The 13873-nt window shown below is 58.0% G+C and carries 17 protein-coding genes; 9 read left to right on the top strand and 8 right to left on the bottom strand.

Annotation, left to right across the window (positions count from 1 at the left end; all coding sequences use genetic code 11):
* Nucleotides 1–2: 2 nt before the first annotated feature.
* The gene (locus ACFC5L_RS07430; protein WP_375200905.1) at nt 3–1613 is read right to left on the bottom strand and encodes an acyl-CoA carboxylase subunit beta; all 1611 of its coding nucleotides are present in this window, start codon (nt 1611–1613) and stop codon (nt 3–5) included.
* A gap of 181 nt (nt 1614–1794) precedes the next feature.
* Between ACFC5L_RS07430 and ACFC5L_RS07425 the strand changes: the two genes are divergently transcribed.
* Both ACFC5L_RS07425 and ACFC5L_RS07420 read left to right on the top strand, forming a co-directional pair.
* A complete protein-coding gene (locus tag ACFC5L_RS07425) occupies nt 1795–2211 on the top strand; it encodes a PaaI family thioesterase (RefSeq protein WP_375200906.1) in 417 nt (138 codons plus the stop codon).
* Nucleotides 2208–2774 (top strand): gamma-glutamylcyclotransferase family protein, encoded by a 567-nt coding sequence (locus tag ACFC5L_RS07420; protein WP_375200907.1) that lies wholly within the window; start codon nt 2208–2210, stop codon nt 2772–2774. Before ACFC5L_RS07425 ends, ACFC5L_RS07420 begins: the two co-directional genes overlap by 4 nt.
* Here the strand turns inward: ACFC5L_RS07420 and ACFC5L_RS07415 are convergent.
* A complete protein-coding gene (locus ACFC5L_RS07415) occupies nt 2771–3349 on the bottom strand; it encodes a c-type cytochrome (RefSeq protein ID WP_375200908.1) in 579 nt (192 codons plus the stop codon). The two genes, ACFC5L_RS07420 and ACFC5L_RS07415, sit on opposite strands and share 4 nt — an antisense overlap.
* An 83-nt stretch (nt 3350–3432) precedes the next feature.
* Entirely contained in the window at nt 3433–4038 is a 606-nt protein-coding gene (locus ACFC5L_RS07410) for a glutathione S-transferase family protein (RefSeq protein WP_375200909.1), read from the bottom strand.
* Between the two features lie 75 nt (nt 4039–4113).
* On the opposite strand from ACFC5L_RS07410, the gene ACFC5L_RS07405 reads away from it, so the two are divergent.
* The gene (locus tag ACFC5L_RS07405) at nt 4114–5289 is read left to right on the top strand and encodes an acyl-CoA dehydrogenase family protein (protein WP_375200910.1); all 1176 of its coding nucleotides are present in this window, start codon (nt 4114–4116) and stop codon (nt 5287–5289) included.
* A 58-nt stretch (nt 5290–5347) separates the two neighbouring features.
* On the opposite strand, the gene ACFC5L_RS07400 is transcribed toward ACFC5L_RS07405, so the two are convergent.
* Both ACFC5L_RS07400 and ACFC5L_RS07395 read right to left on the bottom strand, forming a co-directional pair.
* Nucleotides 5348–6091: a VPLPA-CTERM sorting domain-containing protein gene (locus ACFC5L_RS07400; RefSeq protein WP_375200911.1), complete on the bottom strand. Its 744-nt coding sequence runs from the start codon at nt 6089–6091 to the stop codon at nt 5348–5350.
* A 209-nt stretch (nt 6092–6300) separates the two neighbouring features.
* Nucleotides 6301–7866, bottom strand: coding sequence for a long-chain-fatty-acid--CoA ligase (locus ACFC5L_RS07395; RefSeq protein WP_375200912.1), 1566 nt, complete (start codon nt 7864–7866; stop codon nt 6301–6303).
* A gap of 124 nt (nt 7867–7990) precedes the next feature.
* On the opposite strand from ACFC5L_RS07395, the gene ACFC5L_RS07390 reads away from it, so the two are divergent.
* The 6 genes from ACFC5L_RS07390 to ACFC5L_RS07365 all read left to right on the top strand — a co-directional run bounded on the left by ACFC5L_RS07390 (nt 7991) and on the right by ACFC5L_RS07365 (nt 12324).
* A complete protein-coding gene (locus ACFC5L_RS07390; RefSeq protein WP_375200913.1) occupies nt 7991–8956 on the top strand; it encodes an NAD(P)H-dependent flavin oxidoreductase in 966 nt (321 codons plus the stop codon).
* Nucleotides 8957–9016: 60 nt separating this feature from the next.
* Nucleotides 9017–9196 carry a hypothetical protein gene (locus ACFC5L_RS07385; protein ID WP_375200914.1) on the top strand — a complete coding sequence of 60 codons (180 nt, stop codon included), beginning with the start codon at nt 9017–9019 and terminating at the stop codon, nt 9194–9196.
* A 75-nt stretch (nt 9197–9271) separates the two neighbouring features.
* A complete protein-coding gene (locus ACFC5L_RS07380; RefSeq protein WP_375200915.1) occupies nt 9272–9754 on the top strand; it encodes a CreA family protein in 483 nt (160 codons plus the stop codon).
* A gap of 62 nt (nt 9755–9816) precedes the next feature.
* Nucleotides 9817–11235: a pyruvate kinase gene (gene pyk / locus ACFC5L_RS07375; RefSeq protein ID WP_375200916.1), complete on the top strand. Its 1419-nt coding sequence runs from the start codon at nt 9817–9819 to the stop codon at nt 11233–11235.
* 90 nt (nt 11236–11325) lie between these two features.
* Entirely contained in the window at nt 11326–11532 is a 207-nt protein-coding gene (locus ACFC5L_RS07370; RefSeq protein ID WP_375200917.1) for a hypothetical protein, read from the top strand.
* An 84-nt stretch (nt 11533–11616) separates the two neighbouring features.
* Complete coding sequence (locus ACFC5L_RS07365) at nt 11617–12324, top strand: dienelactone hydrolase family protein (protein WP_375200918.1); 708 nt, start codon at nt 11617–11619, stop codon at nt 12322–12324.
* A 17-nt stretch (nt 12325–12341) separates the two neighbouring features.
* On the opposite strand, the gene ACFC5L_RS07360 is transcribed toward ACFC5L_RS07365, so the two are convergent.
* The 3 genes from ACFC5L_RS07360 to ACFC5L_RS07350 all read right to left on the bottom strand — a co-directional run bounded on the left by ACFC5L_RS07360 (nt 12342) and on the right by ACFC5L_RS07350 (nt 13864).
* Nucleotides 12342–12746, bottom strand: a complete 405-nt coding sequence (locus tag ACFC5L_RS07360) for a TfoX/Sxy family protein (protein ID WP_375200919.1) — start codon at nt 12744–12746, stop codon at nt 12342–12344.
* Nucleotides 12746–13111 carry a HesB/IscA family protein gene (locus tag ACFC5L_RS07355; RefSeq protein ID WP_375200920.1) on the bottom strand — a complete coding sequence of 122 codons (366 nt, stop codon included), beginning with the start codon at nt 13109–13111 and terminating at the stop codon, nt 12746–12748. Before ACFC5L_RS07355 ends, ACFC5L_RS07360 begins: the two co-directional genes overlap by 1 nt.
* 351 nt (nt 13112–13462) lie before the next feature.
* Entirely contained in the window at nt 13463–13864 is a 402-nt protein-coding gene (locus ACFC5L_RS07350) for an SUF system Fe-S cluster assembly protein (RefSeq protein ID WP_375200921.1), read from the bottom strand.
* Between the last annotated feature and the right edge of the window lie 9 nt (nt 13865–13873).

Below are 13873 nucleotides of genomic sequence, written 5' to 3'. Positions count from 1 at the left end.
TCCTACATCCTCGCAACGCCGAAAACATTCGGCCTTAATTTGCGGCGGTCCGCTTCGGCGACCGTGTCGAGACAAAAGGCCAATACTTTTCGTGAATCACGCGGATCGATAAGTCCGTCGTCCCACAGCCGCGCCGTCGCGAAGAGCGCTGTCGACTCGGCGTCATATTGCTCGGTGATGTGCTTCGCCATGCCGTCGAGAAACTCGCTATTGGGCTCCTCGCCTTTTTTGCGCGCGCCCTCCTCCGCGACAATACGCATGGTTTTCGCCGCCTGCTCGCCGCCCATCACGGCGATGCGGTTGTTGGGCCAGGCGAAGATGAAGCGCGGATCGAAGGCGCGCCCGCACATGCCGTAATTCCCGGCCCCGAACGATGCGCCGATATGCAAGGTCAGTTTCGGCACGCGCATATTCGTCACCGCCTGAATCATCTTCGAGCCGTGCTTGACGATGCCGCGCTGTTCGGCGTCCGTCCCCACAAGATAGCCGGTGGTATTCTGGAGGAAGACGACCGGATTGCCCGCCTGCTCCATCAGCTGAATGAACTGCGCAACCTTCGCGGCGCCGTCGGCGTCAATGGGACCGTTATTGGAAATGATCCCGACCTGATGGCCGGCGATAGCGGCCTGCGTGCACACCGTCGCAGGCCCATAGCCGTCCTTGAAACCGAGCATGTCGGAGCCGTCGACAAGCCGGGCAATCACTTCGCGACTGTCATAAGGCTGACGATAATCCACCGGCACAATGCCGAGAAGGTCCTCGGCGCCGTAAAGCGGCTCGTCATAGGCGCGCGCTTCGCCCGGCTTGCGCCAACCGAGTTTCGAGACAATTTCCCGCGCGATCCGCACACCATCGCCGTCATCTTCGGCCATATATTCCGCCGTGCCGGAAACATGATAATGCATCTCTGCGCCGCCGAGGTCTTCGTCCGTCGCGATTTCGCCGGTCGCCGCTTTCAACAGCGGCGGCCCCGCCAGAAACACTTTAGACTTGCCGCGCACCGCGACGACATAATCGGAGAGCCCGGTCTGATAGGCGCCGCCTGCTGTCGACGATCCATGCACCACGGAGATTACCGGACAACCGGCGGCGGAAAGACGCGCCAGATTCGCGAAAGTCCGCCCGCCCGGTACGAACATCTCCGCCTGGCGCATCAAATTGGCGCCGGCGCTTTCAATCAGTTGCACATAAGGAAGCTTGTTCTCAAGGGCCAGGGCCTGACCGCGCAACGCCTTGTGAACGCCCATGGGCGTCGCAGCGCCGCCCTTGATGCCGCTGTCCGAGGCGGAGATGACGCACCGGACGCCGGAGATGAATCCAACACCGCAAATTCCCCCGCCGCCGGAAATATTCCGGTCGCCGTCGTCGTCATGCATTTTGTAGCCGCAGAGCGTCGACAATTCCACGAATGGCGCGCCGCGATCCAGAATGAGCGCGAGACGCTCGCGCGGCAGCAATTGCCCCCGTTTTTCAAATTTCGGCTTGGCCCGCGCGGACGTCTCGATGATCTTGGCTTCAAGCGCACGGAAGCCCTCAATCAAGTTCAAATGATCGGTGCGGTTTTTCGCGTAGCTCTCACTACGTGGGTCGATCTCGCTCTCAAAAACGGGCATCGCTTCCTGGAGTTTCCCTGAAGATATTGTTTTACCGTGATTGTCACCCGCCGCGGGGGATCAGGTCAAATCCCAAAAGCGGTGCGCAGCCCGACTTTTTGCAGTTAACGCTGCGCATGGCGATTGCATGTCTGGCCAATGGTCACAAGTTTTGGCTACCTGAAATCTAATCGAGGCCGCCATGACTGATGATTCCACCGTCTTCAATAACGCAGGCGCAGAATACCTGCCGGGCCTGTTAGGCCTTGAGTTCACCGGCTTTGGCGATGGCTGGGTCGAAGCGGAGGTTGCCGTCAGGAAGGCGCTGATGGCGCCTAACGGCTTTCTCCATGCCGCCTCAGTCGTCGGTCTCGCCGATTCGGCCTGCGGCTATGGCTGCGTCCGCGCCCTGCCCAACGGGGCGGCAGGCTTCACAACCATCGAACTCAAATCCAACTTTCTCGGCACGGCGCGTGACGGCGTCATTGAGTGCCGTGCAGAAGCCAAACATCTCGGCAAAACCACGCAGCTTTGGGACGCAACGGTGAAACACCGTGACACCGGCAAAGTCATCGCCATGTTCCGCTGCACGCAGATGGTGTTGTGGCCGAAGAAATGACGACGATCCGATATTTCGCCTATGGCTCGAATATGCTGTCGGCGCGCCTTCGCGCCCGCTGCCCAAGCGCACGCCTTATCGGCCCTGCGCAGATCACAGGCCATCAGCTCAGTTTTTCAAAGCGCAGCCAGGACGGCTCCGGCAAGGCAACGCTGGCGCCGGCTGCAGGAAGCGAAATTTCAACCCTTGGCGTCATGTTCGAAATCAATAGAGGCGACATGACCGCGCTTGATGCGGCTGAAGAACGCGGAACCGGTTACAATCGTCTGGATCAATTTGCTGTGCACTGCCTGACGCGCAAAGAAAACCTTCATCACACGACCTACATCGCCTGCAATCCCGTGGCTGGCCTTAAGCCCTATGATTGGTATCTGGCCCTTGTCATCGCAGGCGCGCAGGAAAACAAGCTTAGTGAAGCGTACATTAAAGATTTATTGGAAACGCCGCGTGCGCCCGATCCACAGCCTGACCGCCCTGGCCGCCGCGCAGCGTTGAAAGCGCTGAACGAGGCTGGATATGCGGACGAGATGGATGTGCTGACCGGCGAGAAAGCTCAGCGCTAGAAGTCTTCTTCCTCGAGACCCGGTATACGCTCACCGCGCTGGAGATAATCCGTCCAGTCATCGCTGCGCCAATGCGGCACATCAAGGAACCAGTCACGCATCTCCGCCGGCACAGACTCAAGAGTCAGCAGTTTTTGCTCTTCAGGGCTGGCGGCGAAGGCGGCAAGATCCGCGATATCCTGCGCATCGAGCTCGATAACATAACCAAGCTCGACCGCCTGCAAGGCCGTCATCGCCGGTGCGCCGCGCCACATGCGCGAGGAAAAATCGAGCGCGTTGACCGTCTCAGGCGCGGTCATTGCGGAAAGATCCGGCGCGGCCTTGCCGCCGACGCCATTGACCTGATGGCAAATGACGCAGCCGCGGGTGATGAACTGAAGGCGGCCCCGGCGCGCGTTGGCTTCCGGCGTTTCAACCGTAATAGACGCGGGCGGCCGGGCCAGCCCTTCCCGCACCTCACCGGGCGCATAAGCTTCCTGAGCCGCGTCGGCGCTCGATGCTGCATTTTCGCCGCAGGCCGCGGTCCCCGCCAGCAGGAAAAGAGGGACAATTTTGAAAAAGAGCGGCAGTTTCATGGATCGCCTCCAAAGGCTAAATGGCCACGCTTCGTTATAGGTGATTTGCCAACTGGCGCCATGATGAAAATTTTGTCATCGCATCAAAGCGCGATTGCACGCTGATAGGCTTCCCGAGCCGTCAACCGCCCCCACCACTTTTCCACATTCGGGGTCATGGCTTCAGAAATCCTGAGCGTGTTGGCGAAATAGAGCGCATAGGCGACACAAATATCAGCCATCGTGAATCGGTCCGCACAAAGATAATTGCGCCCTTCCAGCCCCGCTTCCACCGACCGCCAGCGGCCAAGGAACCAGGCGCGGTAATCCTCCACCACCTGTGGCTGGCGGCGTTCTTCGGGCTCCAGCGCCGAATACCGAAAGACCAGCGTTTGCGGAAAGGTCAGCGTCGCATCAGAGCGGTGCAGCCAGTTGAGATAGAGAGCGTAGTCTTGTTCGTCCGGTGTAACCGCGAGTGGCGTCGGTCCATATTTGACGGCGAGATATTCGCAGATCCCGGCGCTTTCGGTCATCGTCACGTCGCCATCGATCAGACACGGGACCGTGCCCAAAGGATTGATCTCCTTATAGGACTTATCGAAAACACGCGGCGGAAACTGAAGCGTCACAAGCTCGTAATCGAGCCTCATTTCCTCAAGCGCCCAGACACAGCGCAGCGATCGCGCGCCCTGACAGTGATAAAGCTTCATGACCTGCACCCTTTTCCCGTCAGCCTTGTGTAACGCCGCGTTGACGCCTGCTCAATTGAGGAAGACAGTTTCTCCATGACAGAACCGCTTTCCTTTGACGCCACACGCCTGCCCTCGCCGCATTTGAACGACACCCATGAAGCCTGGCGGCAATCGGTCCGCACCTTTGTCGCGCAGGAGATCGCCCCTCATGTGAATGACTGGGACGAGGCCGGAGCGTTTCCCCGCGAGCTTCACCAAAAGGCGGCTGCCGCCGGACTGATCGGGCTTGGCTTTCCTGAACGCTATGGCGGGGTCAGCGAAGGCGTCGATGTCTTTCATTCCCTGATCGCATCAGAAGAGCTCGCACGCGCCGGATCAGGCGGGCTTATCGCCGGGCTCATGACCCACGGCATTGGTTTGCCGCCAATCCTGGTGCTCGGTTCAGAAGAGCTGAAACAGCGCATCGCCCCAGCTGTCCTTTCCGGCGAAAAACTGATCGCGCTCTGCGTTACGGAGCCTTCCGGCGGCTCCGACGTCGCCAACATCAAAACCAAAGCCACAAAGACCAGAGACGGCTACATCCTTAATGGCGAAAAGACATTCATCACAACCGGATGCCGCGCAGACTATTTCACCGTCGCCGCGCGCACTGGCGGCGACGGCGCTGCGGGCCTCTCCTTTCTTCTCGTCAAAGCGGACCAGCCCGGTATCACGCGCACCCCGTTGAAAAAGATGGGCTGGTGGATGTCGGATACGGCGAGCATCCATTTTAACGACGTCACGGTTCCGGCAGAGAATCTCATTGGCGTAGAGAATGGAGGCTTCGCCGGCATTGTCGCCAATTTCAACATGGAGCGGCTTTCCATGGCGGCTCAGGCGATCGCCTTCGCCCGGGTCAGCATCGAAGACGCCGCCCTATGGGCGCGCGAGCGTGAAACCTTCGGCAAACCCCTGTCAAAGCATCAGGTGATCCGCCACAAATTTGCGGAAATGGTGCGCCGGACCAATGCGTCACAGGCCTATCTTGATCATTGCGCCTGGCGGGTGCGCAACGGCGACGCGCCGGTCGCCGACCTCTCGCTGCTCAAAGTTCAGGCGACGCGGACCATGGAGTTCTGCGCGCGGGAAGCCATGCAAATTCTCGGCGGCGCCGGTTTTATGCGCGGCGCACGGGTTGAACGCATTTATCGTGAAGTGCGTGTGATGGCGATCGGCGGCGGCTCGGAAGAGATTATGAACGATCTCGCCGCCCGCCAGCTGGGCTTATAAAAAACCCCGCCGTGGGGGACCAGGGCGGGGTTTTATCGGTGAAGCGAAGTGCTTTCAGTTAAACGGCGCGCTTACGCTTGCCAGCAAAACCAAAGCCCGCAACACCAGCCATGAATAACCAGGCGGCGGCAGGAAGCGGAATTTCCGGCGTGTCGCCGAAATTCATGCCGATGACTGCGCCGATATCAGGCGTACCCTGATCCCGGCCAACAAAAAGCGGATTTGATGCGCTTTCACCGGTGGCCAGTCCCAAAAGGGCGAGGTCAAAACCCCAGATCGTGAGCTCATCTTCATCGCCATCACCGTCAATATCGATATCGTCGATGAACGCCAGCAGAACGCCAAGAATTGAGCTCGGCGGGCTCGGCTGGTCTTCAAGTTGGGCGCCCTCAAGCGTGAGGGCCGTCGTCGGACTGTCGGACTGGTTGAAGACTTCGAAAATCAACAAATCACACCCGGCATAATCAGCAAGGCTTGCAGGACCGGTGTCTTCATCAGCTGATTCAATGCAGTCGCCCGCGCCGTTGACGATCGGGCTGGCGAAAAGGAGCGACAGCACGTCGTCGTCTCCGGTGCCGTTATTCCGCAATTCAAAGTTCGAACTGAGGTCGAATCCTTCGACTTCGTCCACGTCCTGGCCAACAGTAGTGCCGCGTGCGATGGAACCGCCAGCGGCAAGTTTAGCTTCGACAACACCATTGCTGTCATCGAAGTCGACCCCGCCGATAGTCATCGGCGCGGCATAGGCGCTGGCGGCAAAGGCGGTTGCCAGCCCCAACGCTGAAGCGAGAATGGATTTCATATTTTCCCCCAAAAGTTTCTCTCCCGGATCACAATATCAATTTCGGCGCCGAACCGGAAGCGCCACAGGCTCAAAATGAGACAATTCTGCACAATCTTGGCTTTTTAGGGGCGTTTCTCGCCACCAAGGGGCGAAATCGGCTGATTAAAACAGCCACAGGTAATTGTTTGCCCCTCAAGCGGCCGCAAAATAGATCCCTTGGGGCGACCTCAGTCGGCCTTCGGCGGCGTTGATTCGGTATTTCTGAGCGCCGTTTTGAGAATCTTGCCGGACGGATTGCGGGGCAACCTGTCCAAGAATGCGACATGTTTGGGAAGTTTAAAATCGGCGATTTTCCCCTTCAGGAAATCGCTGACGCCCGCTTCGTCGATTTCCGCGCCCGGCCGCCTCACCGCGACGACTTTAACCGCCTCGCCCCATTTCTCATCAGGAACACCAATCACCGCAACTTCCAAAAGCGCCGGACACTTCGCCAGCACCGTTTCAATTTCTGCAGGGTAAATATTTTCACCGCCGGAAATGATCATGTCTTTGATACGGTCAACGACATAGATAAATCCTTCATCATCCGCATAGCCCGCGTCCCCCGACCAGTACCAGCCGTCACGCACCGCTTCCGATGTGGCGTCCGGCTTCATCCAGTATCCGTCCATCACAAAACCTGACCGCGCGACAATCTCACCGGTTTCTCCTGCCTGTTTTTCCGCTCCGGTGACAGGGTCACATATCTTCACCTCGCAAGAGGGAAGCGGTTTGCCGGCGGAAACGCGTTGTTTCTTCCCTTTTGCGTGATCGCCATGAGCGAGCACAGTGACGCCGCCGGTTGTCTCGGTCATGCCGTAGAATTGCGTGAACACCGCATTGGGCATCGCCGCCATGGCGGCGTCGAGCAGCGGCTCCGGCATAGGCGCGGCGCCGTAACTGACGCCTGCAAATTTTTCCAGTGAGGCGCCGGCGCTCTTCGCCGCTTCAAGGATCATCATGATCATGGCCGGGACAAGAAACGAGTTAAGCGGCGCATCGCCTTGCGCCTCTTTGACGATCGCGGCTGGGTCGAACTGGCGATGCTGGATAATGGGCATGGTGCGCGCAACAGCCATAAAGCCGAAATTGACGCCGGCCACATGAAAGTGCGGCAAAGCGTGCAAGATGGATTCATCATCCGTTTGCGGAATAATAACGCCTGCGGCTTCCCCGGAAGCGCCGACCTCGAAATAACAGCGGTTCGGCAGCACGACGCCTTTGGGCAGCCCCGTCGTGCCGCTGGTGTAAAGCTGAACAGCGATGTCTTCCGGCGTCGGCTTATAGTCTGGCGCCGCATCATCCTGCCGGTCCACAAATGCGTCGAAACAGTCCTCGCCGCCGGTCTCAAGCATCATCGTTTTGACCGCCGCCGCGTCGCCCTCGGCGCGGAGGGCCTCGAGAAACGTCGCCTCACCAACCAAGAGCACGGGCCGGGCGTCATTGAGGATTTGCGCCACTTCCGCCGGAGCGAGGCGCCAGTTGATCGGGGTCATCACCGCACCGATTTTCGCGGCCCCGAACAGCGCATCCCAGAACGTCGAAACATTGCGGGCAAGCCACGCGATGCGGTCGCCGCGCTTGACGCCTAGCGATATAAGCGCCTGCGCCGCGCGATTAGCCCGCGCATTCATTTCCGCATAGGTAAAACTTCGGCCTTCGAAGACAAGCCCAATGCGGTCGGGTCGTTCCCGGGCCTGAATTTCGATGAGATCGGCAATAACGGGCGGGTTCAGAATTTCGCGCTGGCTCATGCATCTCCCTGTCTTTTTACCGGTATTATGCCTCTTTCCCGGCATCTGCGCAAAACATGGCTGCCTTTGCCGGTTGCTAGACTGCGCGGCTTCGCCTTAGCTATGGCGAAAACAGGAGATACTCATGCCGTCCGTTTCCGAGCTCAAAGCAAAAATGCGTTTGCCCGTCATCGGCGCGCCTATGTTCATCGTCTCGACGCCAAAGCTGGTCATCGCCCAGTGCCAGGCCGGCGTCATCGGCTCTTTTCCGGCGTTGAACGCCAGGCCGGCTGAAATGCTCGATAAATGGCTCATTGAAGTCAAGGACGCCCTCGCATGGCATGAGGAAGAGCAACCTAACCTTCCAACGGCGCCATTCGCCGTAAACCAGATCGTGCACCGCACCAATGAGCGGCTAATGCATGATGTAGAGGCCTGTGTGAAGCATCAGGTCCCAATCGTCATCACCTCGCTCGGCGCCCGTGAAGAGGTCTACGAAGCGATCCATTCCTATGGCGGCATCGTCTTGCACGATGTCATCAACAACACCTTCGCCAGGAAGGCGATCGAGAAAGGCGCCGACGGTCTTATTTGCGTCGCCGCCGGCGCCGGAGGTCATGCTGGCGTCCAATCCCCGTTTGCTTTGGTTCAGGAAATTCGGGAATGGTTCGATGGCCCCCTCGCCCTTTCCGGATCAATAGCGCGCGGCCAGTCGGTGCTGGCGGCCGAGGCCATGGGCGCCGATTTCGGTTATATCGGCTCTGCGTTTATTGCGACCGAGGAAGCCAATGCCGATGATGCTTATAAGCAAGGCATTGTCGACGCCTATGCAGACGATATTGTTTACACGAATTATTTTTCCGGCGTGCATGGCAACTATCTAAAACCGTCCATCCGCAATTCGGGAATGGACCCGGACAATCTTCCCGAAAGCGATCCCTCCAAGATGGATTTCAAGTCCGGCGGGGATAATGCAAAAAAAGTCTGGAAAGACATCTGGGGCTGCGGCCAGGGGATCGGCGCAGTCAAGGAAGTGACCTCGACAGCCGCCTTTGTCGACAAGATGGCGCGCGACTACGAAGCGGCGAAAGCCGCGCTTTGCGACCGCTAGCCGGGGGAACTATTCCAGCAGAAAGGTGTTTGGTCCAGACACAGATTCTGGAGAACCGTTATGTCCGCTTTTACCGCTTATCTTCTGGGAGCCATTGTGCTCGCCGCCGGGCTTGCCTTCGGCGCTTTTCAACTGGGAGCCCCGCCGATCTGGATCGGTATCGGCGCTTTGGTCGTCATCGGTATGGGGATCATGAGCGCTGCAGCGAAAACCAAACGCAAAGACATGCCCGAAGGTTGAACCAAAATTGAAAGCCTTCCCAAAAAGCCGCTTTTCGAAGTGGCTTTTTTGTTTCAGCAAGCGCAAAGTGAAATCATGAGAAATGCTTTTTTACTTTCCTGCATCGCCGCGTTGGCCCTCGCCGCCTGCGGTCGCAGCGACACCGAAGTCGGTGAATTCAAAAACGACTGGGTCGGCAATGAGATCAAGATCGAAGCTTTGTCAGATCCCAAAGTCGAAGGCGTCACCTGCCATTTATCCCATTTCGACCGCGGCTTCTGGGACCGGGTCTCCAAAGGAAACTGGTTCGAAGACCCTTCCAACGCATCAATCGCCTGCCGCCAGACAGGCCCTATTCGGATCGGCGATATCGACGATGGAAAAGATGGCGAAGAAGTTTTTTCCCAGCGCATCAGCCTCGTGTTCAAATCCATGGCTGTGCGGCGTATTTATGACGCGGAGAATCATACGCTGATCTATGTAGCCTATAGTCGTCGACCCGTAGAAGGTTCGGCGAAAATGGCGATATCAACGATCTCGTTATACGGTCAGAATGTGGAGACCGCAGAAAGCGATTAGGGTCCCCTCAGCCAAAATATTAGGTGTTCTCAGACCGCGCGAAACCGCGTAGCGTCGGCTTTATGCGAAAACGACTTTGCAAAATTGTTGCAACCATCGGCCCCGCCAGCGCGTCGCCTTCCATGCTGCGCCTTTTGTTCAATGCAGGCGTTGATGTGTTCCGGCTTAATATGAGCCATGGCGATCATGACAAGCTCGCCGGCGTCGCCAAATCGATCCGCGATATTGAGCGCGACACCGGCGTGCCCCTCGCCATGTTCGCCGACCTTCAGGGGCCGAAAATCCGCACCGGGTCCTTTGAGGGCGGCTCAATCAAATTGCGCTACGGGGCCGAATACAAGCTTTCGCTGTCGCCTGAGTCCAATGACGATCATGTCATCCCCATCCCCCATAAGGAATTGCTCGACGTTCTTCAGCCGGGCGACATTTTGAAACTCGATGACGGCCGTTTGCAGCTCACCATCTCTGAGCGCAATGATCGCTCCATCATCGCCAAGGCTGACACGCCGGGCGAACTGAAAAATAAAAAAGGGATTAATGTCCCGGGGCGGCGGCTGCCGATATCGGCGCTAACGGAAAAGGACCGCGCTGATCTTGATTTCGCCCTCAGTATCGACGTCGACTACATCGCCCTGTCCTTCGTCCAGCAGCCCGATGATGTGCGCGAAGCGCGTGAGCTCATCGCAGGCCGCGCAGGGATAATCTCCAAAATAGAAAAGCCCTCCGCGATCGACCATATCGAAGAGATCATCGACCTTTCCGACGCGATCATGGTGGCGCGTGGGGACCTTGGGGTCGAATGCGCGCCGGAGGACGTGCCCCTCCTCCAGCGCAAGATCGTGCGCACCTGCCGCCGCGTCGGCAAGCCGGTGATCGTAGCGACCCACATGCTCGAATCCATGGTGGAATCGATTGCGCCGACCCGGGCGGAAGCCTCGGACGTCTCCACCGCCGTCTTTCAGGGCGCAGATGCGGTCATGCTCTCCGCCGAAACCGCCGTCGGGCGCCATCCGCCCACAGCCGTCGCCATCATGGACCGGATCATTGCCGCGACCGAGGAGGACGATGAATCCGGCAGCTACAAGACGGTTGTGCGTGAGGAAGAAGAATACACGACCGCGGACGCCATCACCCTGTCGGCGCGGCGCATCGCCGAGGTGCTCGACTGCAGGTTCGCTGTCGCCTACACAAAAACAGGCTCGACGGTGCAGCGCCTTTCCCGGGACCGGCCAAAATGCCCTGTCATTGCGGCAACCCCAGATGACGCCGTTGCCCGAAAGCTCGCGCTTTACTGGGGCGTTCGCTCCGTGGTCACCGAGGACATCTCCCATTTCCACGAGATGCTGGAAAAGGCGGACACCCTCGCCAAAGCCAATGGCGGCGTTGACGGCGACCGCATCATCATCCTTGCGGGCTATCCCTTTGGCCGGCCCGGAAAGACCAATACGCTGAAGATCAGCCGCCTTGGCGCAATAGAGTAACCGGTCCATTCACCATAACTTAGGGAACTTTTTGCATAAGTCCCCTGTTCTCGACGTGACGCGGGTTCGAGACAAGTATGAGGGTGGGTTATGCGTATTGTTTCAGGCAGCGATCAAGAGCTGTTTATCATCACACCAGACAATAGTGTTTGCTCTTTCGTGGGGCAAAAACCGGCGCGGCCCAACCCGTTGCATGACGCCCCGGCCCAGCCGTCCCGCGAAACCATTGCAGACGCATTCATGTCGGCTTGCGCAGGCTTCGCTGAGAACCTGCACCGCAGCGCCTTTCGCCGCTAGCCGCCAACACACCCGAATTCAAGGCTGACAAACGCGGAACAAGCTGGCAAAACCTCCATCAACTCGCAGATGAAGGAGGACAGCATGGCGAACACCCGTTCATTCGATTACACGATCGACGGCAAAACGTTTGAAGCTTTTCTGGCCGCCCCGGATGGTTCGCCAAAACCCGGCATCCTGATTTGTCATGCCTGGGCGGGCCGGTCCCCTTTCGAAAATGAAAAAGCCGAAGCGCTGGCGAAGCTCGGCTACGCCGCCGTCGCCATCGACCTCTTCGGCAAAGGCGTTCTCGGTCAGTCGAAAGAAGAATGCCAGGCGCTCATCAAACCCTTCACCGAAGACCGCGCAATGCTTCAGGCGCGTCTAAAAGCTAATATCGAGATGGTCAAAGATCAGCCTGAAGTTGACGGCGCAAAGATCGCCGCTATCGGCTTTTGTTTTGGCGGGCTCTGCGTCCTCGACATCGCGCGATCGAATGCTGACGCCGCTGGCGTTGTCAGTTTCCACGGGCTCCTTCATGCGCCGGGCAACACCGCCGCCAAGATCAATCCGAAAGTGCTGGCGCTTCACGGCTGGGACGATCCCATGGCGACGCCGGACAATGTCAAAACCTTCGGCGAGGAAATGACCGAGGCGAAAGCCGACTGGCAACTTCACGCCTATGGCGGGACAATGCACGCCTTTACCAACCCTGCGGCGAACGACCCCGATTTCGGCACCGTCTATGACGCTGACGCCGACCGGCGGTCATGGCAGGCGATGACGAACTTCCTTGCGGAGCTTTTCGGCTAGGATTTCTTCGCGCGCTTTTAGGCTTTCGGCTTGGCCGATTTGGAAGCCGCTTTCTTGGCGGCTTTCTTTTTGACCGTCTTTTTCTTCGCGGGCTTCTTGCCGCGCGCGGAAGCGGCGAGCGCCAGTCCGGTCCAATGGCGAAGCGCATCATTGTCGTCGAAGATTTCTTCCGGCGCGTTGTAATAGGACATAGTCCCGGTCTTGCCGTTCATCTCCACTTCGAAGGGCCGCAAGTCCGCCGCCTCGAACTCGGCGCGCGTTACGTCATCGACTTTAAACCAGATGTCGTCATCGCCAATGATCGCGAAAATCGCGCCGTCGCAATAAATCCCAGCGCCGCCGAACATCTTGCGGACGGAGATTTCGCCGAAAGGCGAGAAGAGGTCTTTGACGTAATCTAGAAATGACGCGGACGGCGCCATCAGGCATCAGCCTTCGCCGGGACAATCGTTACGCTTTCACCGCAGCCGCAGGCGTCGGTCTGGTTCGGATTATTGAACACGAAACGCTGCGACAGTTTTTCGGTGACGTAATCGATCTGCGTCCCGATAAGGAACAGGATTGCTTTCGGATCGATCAAAATCTTGATCCCGTTCTCCTCGACAACTTCGTCGAGCGGGCCCGCCTCGGTGGCGTAGTCCATGGTGTATTCCATGCCGGCGCAACCGCCGTTTTTGACGCCGATCTTGACGCCGATGAAATTCTCTTCGGCGTCCGACATGATTTCACCCATACGCGCCGCAGCAGCGTCAGTGAGCGTTACGACTTTTGGTCTTGGTCGAGTCATCAAAATCTCCTAACGCAGGGCCAAGATCAGATTTACAATTATGACATATCCGCTCAGGCCGCCACAATCTGATCCACCCCCACCACGTGTATCCAACTCCAAGAACGTAGAAGAGATACTTACATTCAAAACATTTGAACTGAGCCCCTATAAACAGCATAAACCCGAAAATCGCCGCCGACAAAAAGAGGCACAATAATACTATGGCAAAACCAATATTTGTATCTAGAAACCCGCGAGGAACAAAAAACAAAAGTAAAACTGGTGCTATACTGGAATAACCAATTGAGTTGACCACATACACGAAATTGCGGCGTGCATTACGTCCTTCAAAAAACTCTTTGTCGAACTTTACAACCATCCCAGCTCTAATTTCGCCTCGTCGGACATGCGTTCCGGCGTCCAGGGCGGCTCGAACACCATGTTCACCGTCACATCCTCAACGCCTTCGACGCCGCGCACCGCGCCTTCGACCCAGCCGGGCATTTCTCCCGCCACGGGGCAGCCCGGCGCCGTCAGGGTCATATCGATGGTCAGGAGCCGGTCATCATCGAAATCAACCTTATAGATGAGGCCCAGCTCATAAATATCAACCGGGATTTCCGGATCGTAAACGGTTTTGAGCGACCGGATAACGTCGCCCGTGATCCGCTCCAGCTCCTCCGCCGGGATAGAGGCGCCGCCCGTGGTTTCAGCCTGCGGCGCCGGTTCGGCGGGCGGGTTTACATCGATAATGTCGCGTTGGTCGTCCATAATTCACTC

Origin of the sequence: Hyphococcus sp. (genome assembly GCF_041986965.1) — a bacterium.
Classification (GTDB): Bacteria; Pseudomonadota; Alphaproteobacteria; order Caulobacterales; family Parvularculaceae; genus Hyphococcus.
The sequence above is the reverse complement of the archived record's forward strand: the minus strand, read 5'-3'. Positions and strand labels throughout refer to the sequence as shown.

Bases quoted from the DNA above. Each gene is read 5' to 3' on its own strand.
- ACFC5L_RS07380 (WP_375200915.1), top strand. From the start codon at position 9,272: ATGAGAAATGCTTTTTTACTTTCCTGCATCGCCGCGTTGGCCCTCGCC.
- ACFC5L_RS07365 (WP_375200918.1), top strand. From the start codon at position 11,617: ATGGCGAACACCCGTTCATTCGATTACACGATCGACGGCAAAACGTTT.
- ACFC5L_RS07360 (WP_375200919.1), bottom strand. From the start codon at position 12,746: ATGGCGCCGTCCGCGTCATTTCTAGATTACGTCAAAGACCTCTTCTCG.
- ACFC5L_RS07410 (WP_375200909.1), bottom strand. From the start codon at position 4,038: ATGAAGCTTTATCACTGTCAGGGCGCGCGATCGCTGCGCTGTGTCTGG.
- ACFC5L_RS07395 (WP_375200912.1), bottom strand. From the start codon at position 7,866: ATGAGCCAGCGCGAAATTCTGAACCCGCCCGTTATTGCCGATCTCATC.
- ACFC5L_RS07425 (WP_375200906.1), top strand. From the start codon at position 1,795: ATGACTGATGATTCCACCGTCTTCAATAACGCAGGCGCAGAATACCTG.
- ACFC5L_RS07405 (WP_375200910.1), top strand. From the start codon at position 4,114: ATGACAGAACCGCTTTCCTTTGACGCCACACGCCTGCCCTCGCCGCAT.
- ACFC5L_RS07385 (WP_375200914.1), top strand. From the start codon at position 9,017: ATGTCCGCTTTTACCGCTTATCTTCTGGGAGCCATTGTGCTCGCCGCC.
- ACFC5L_RS07400 (WP_375200911.1), bottom strand. From the start codon at position 6,091: ATGAAATCCATTCTCGCTTCAGCGTTGGGGCTGGCAACCGCCTTTGCC.
- ACFC5L_RS07415 (WP_375200908.1), bottom strand. From the start codon at position 3,349: ATGAAACTGCCGCTCTTTTTCAAAATTGTCCCTCTTTTCCTGCTGGCG.
- ACFC5L_RS07350 (WP_375200921.1), bottom strand. From the start codon at position 13,864: ATGGACGACCAACGCGACATTATCGATGTAAACCCGCCCGCCGAACCG.
- ACFC5L_RS07420 (WP_375200907.1), top strand. From the start codon at position 2,208: ATGACGACGATCCGATATTTCGCCTATGGCTCGAATATGCTGTCGGCG.
- pyk (WP_375200916.1), top strand. From the start codon at position 9,817: ATGCGAAAACGACTTTGCAAAATTGTTGCAACCATCGGCCCCGCCAGC.
- ACFC5L_RS07370 (WP_375200917.1), top strand. From the start codon at position 11,326: ATGCGTATTGTTTCAGGCAGCGATCAAGAGCTGTTTATCATCACACCA.
- ACFC5L_RS07430 (WP_375200905.1), bottom strand. From the start codon at position 1,613: ATGCCCGTTTTTGAGAGCGAGATCGACCCACGTAGTGAGAGCTACGCG.
- ACFC5L_RS07355 (WP_375200920.1), bottom strand. From the start codon at position 13,111: ATGACTCGACCAAGACCAAAAGTCGTAACGCTCACTGACGCTGCTGCG.
- ACFC5L_RS07390 (WP_375200913.1), top strand. From the start codon at position 7,991: ATGCCGTCCGTTTCCGAGCTCAAAGCAAAAATGCGTTTGCCCGTCATC.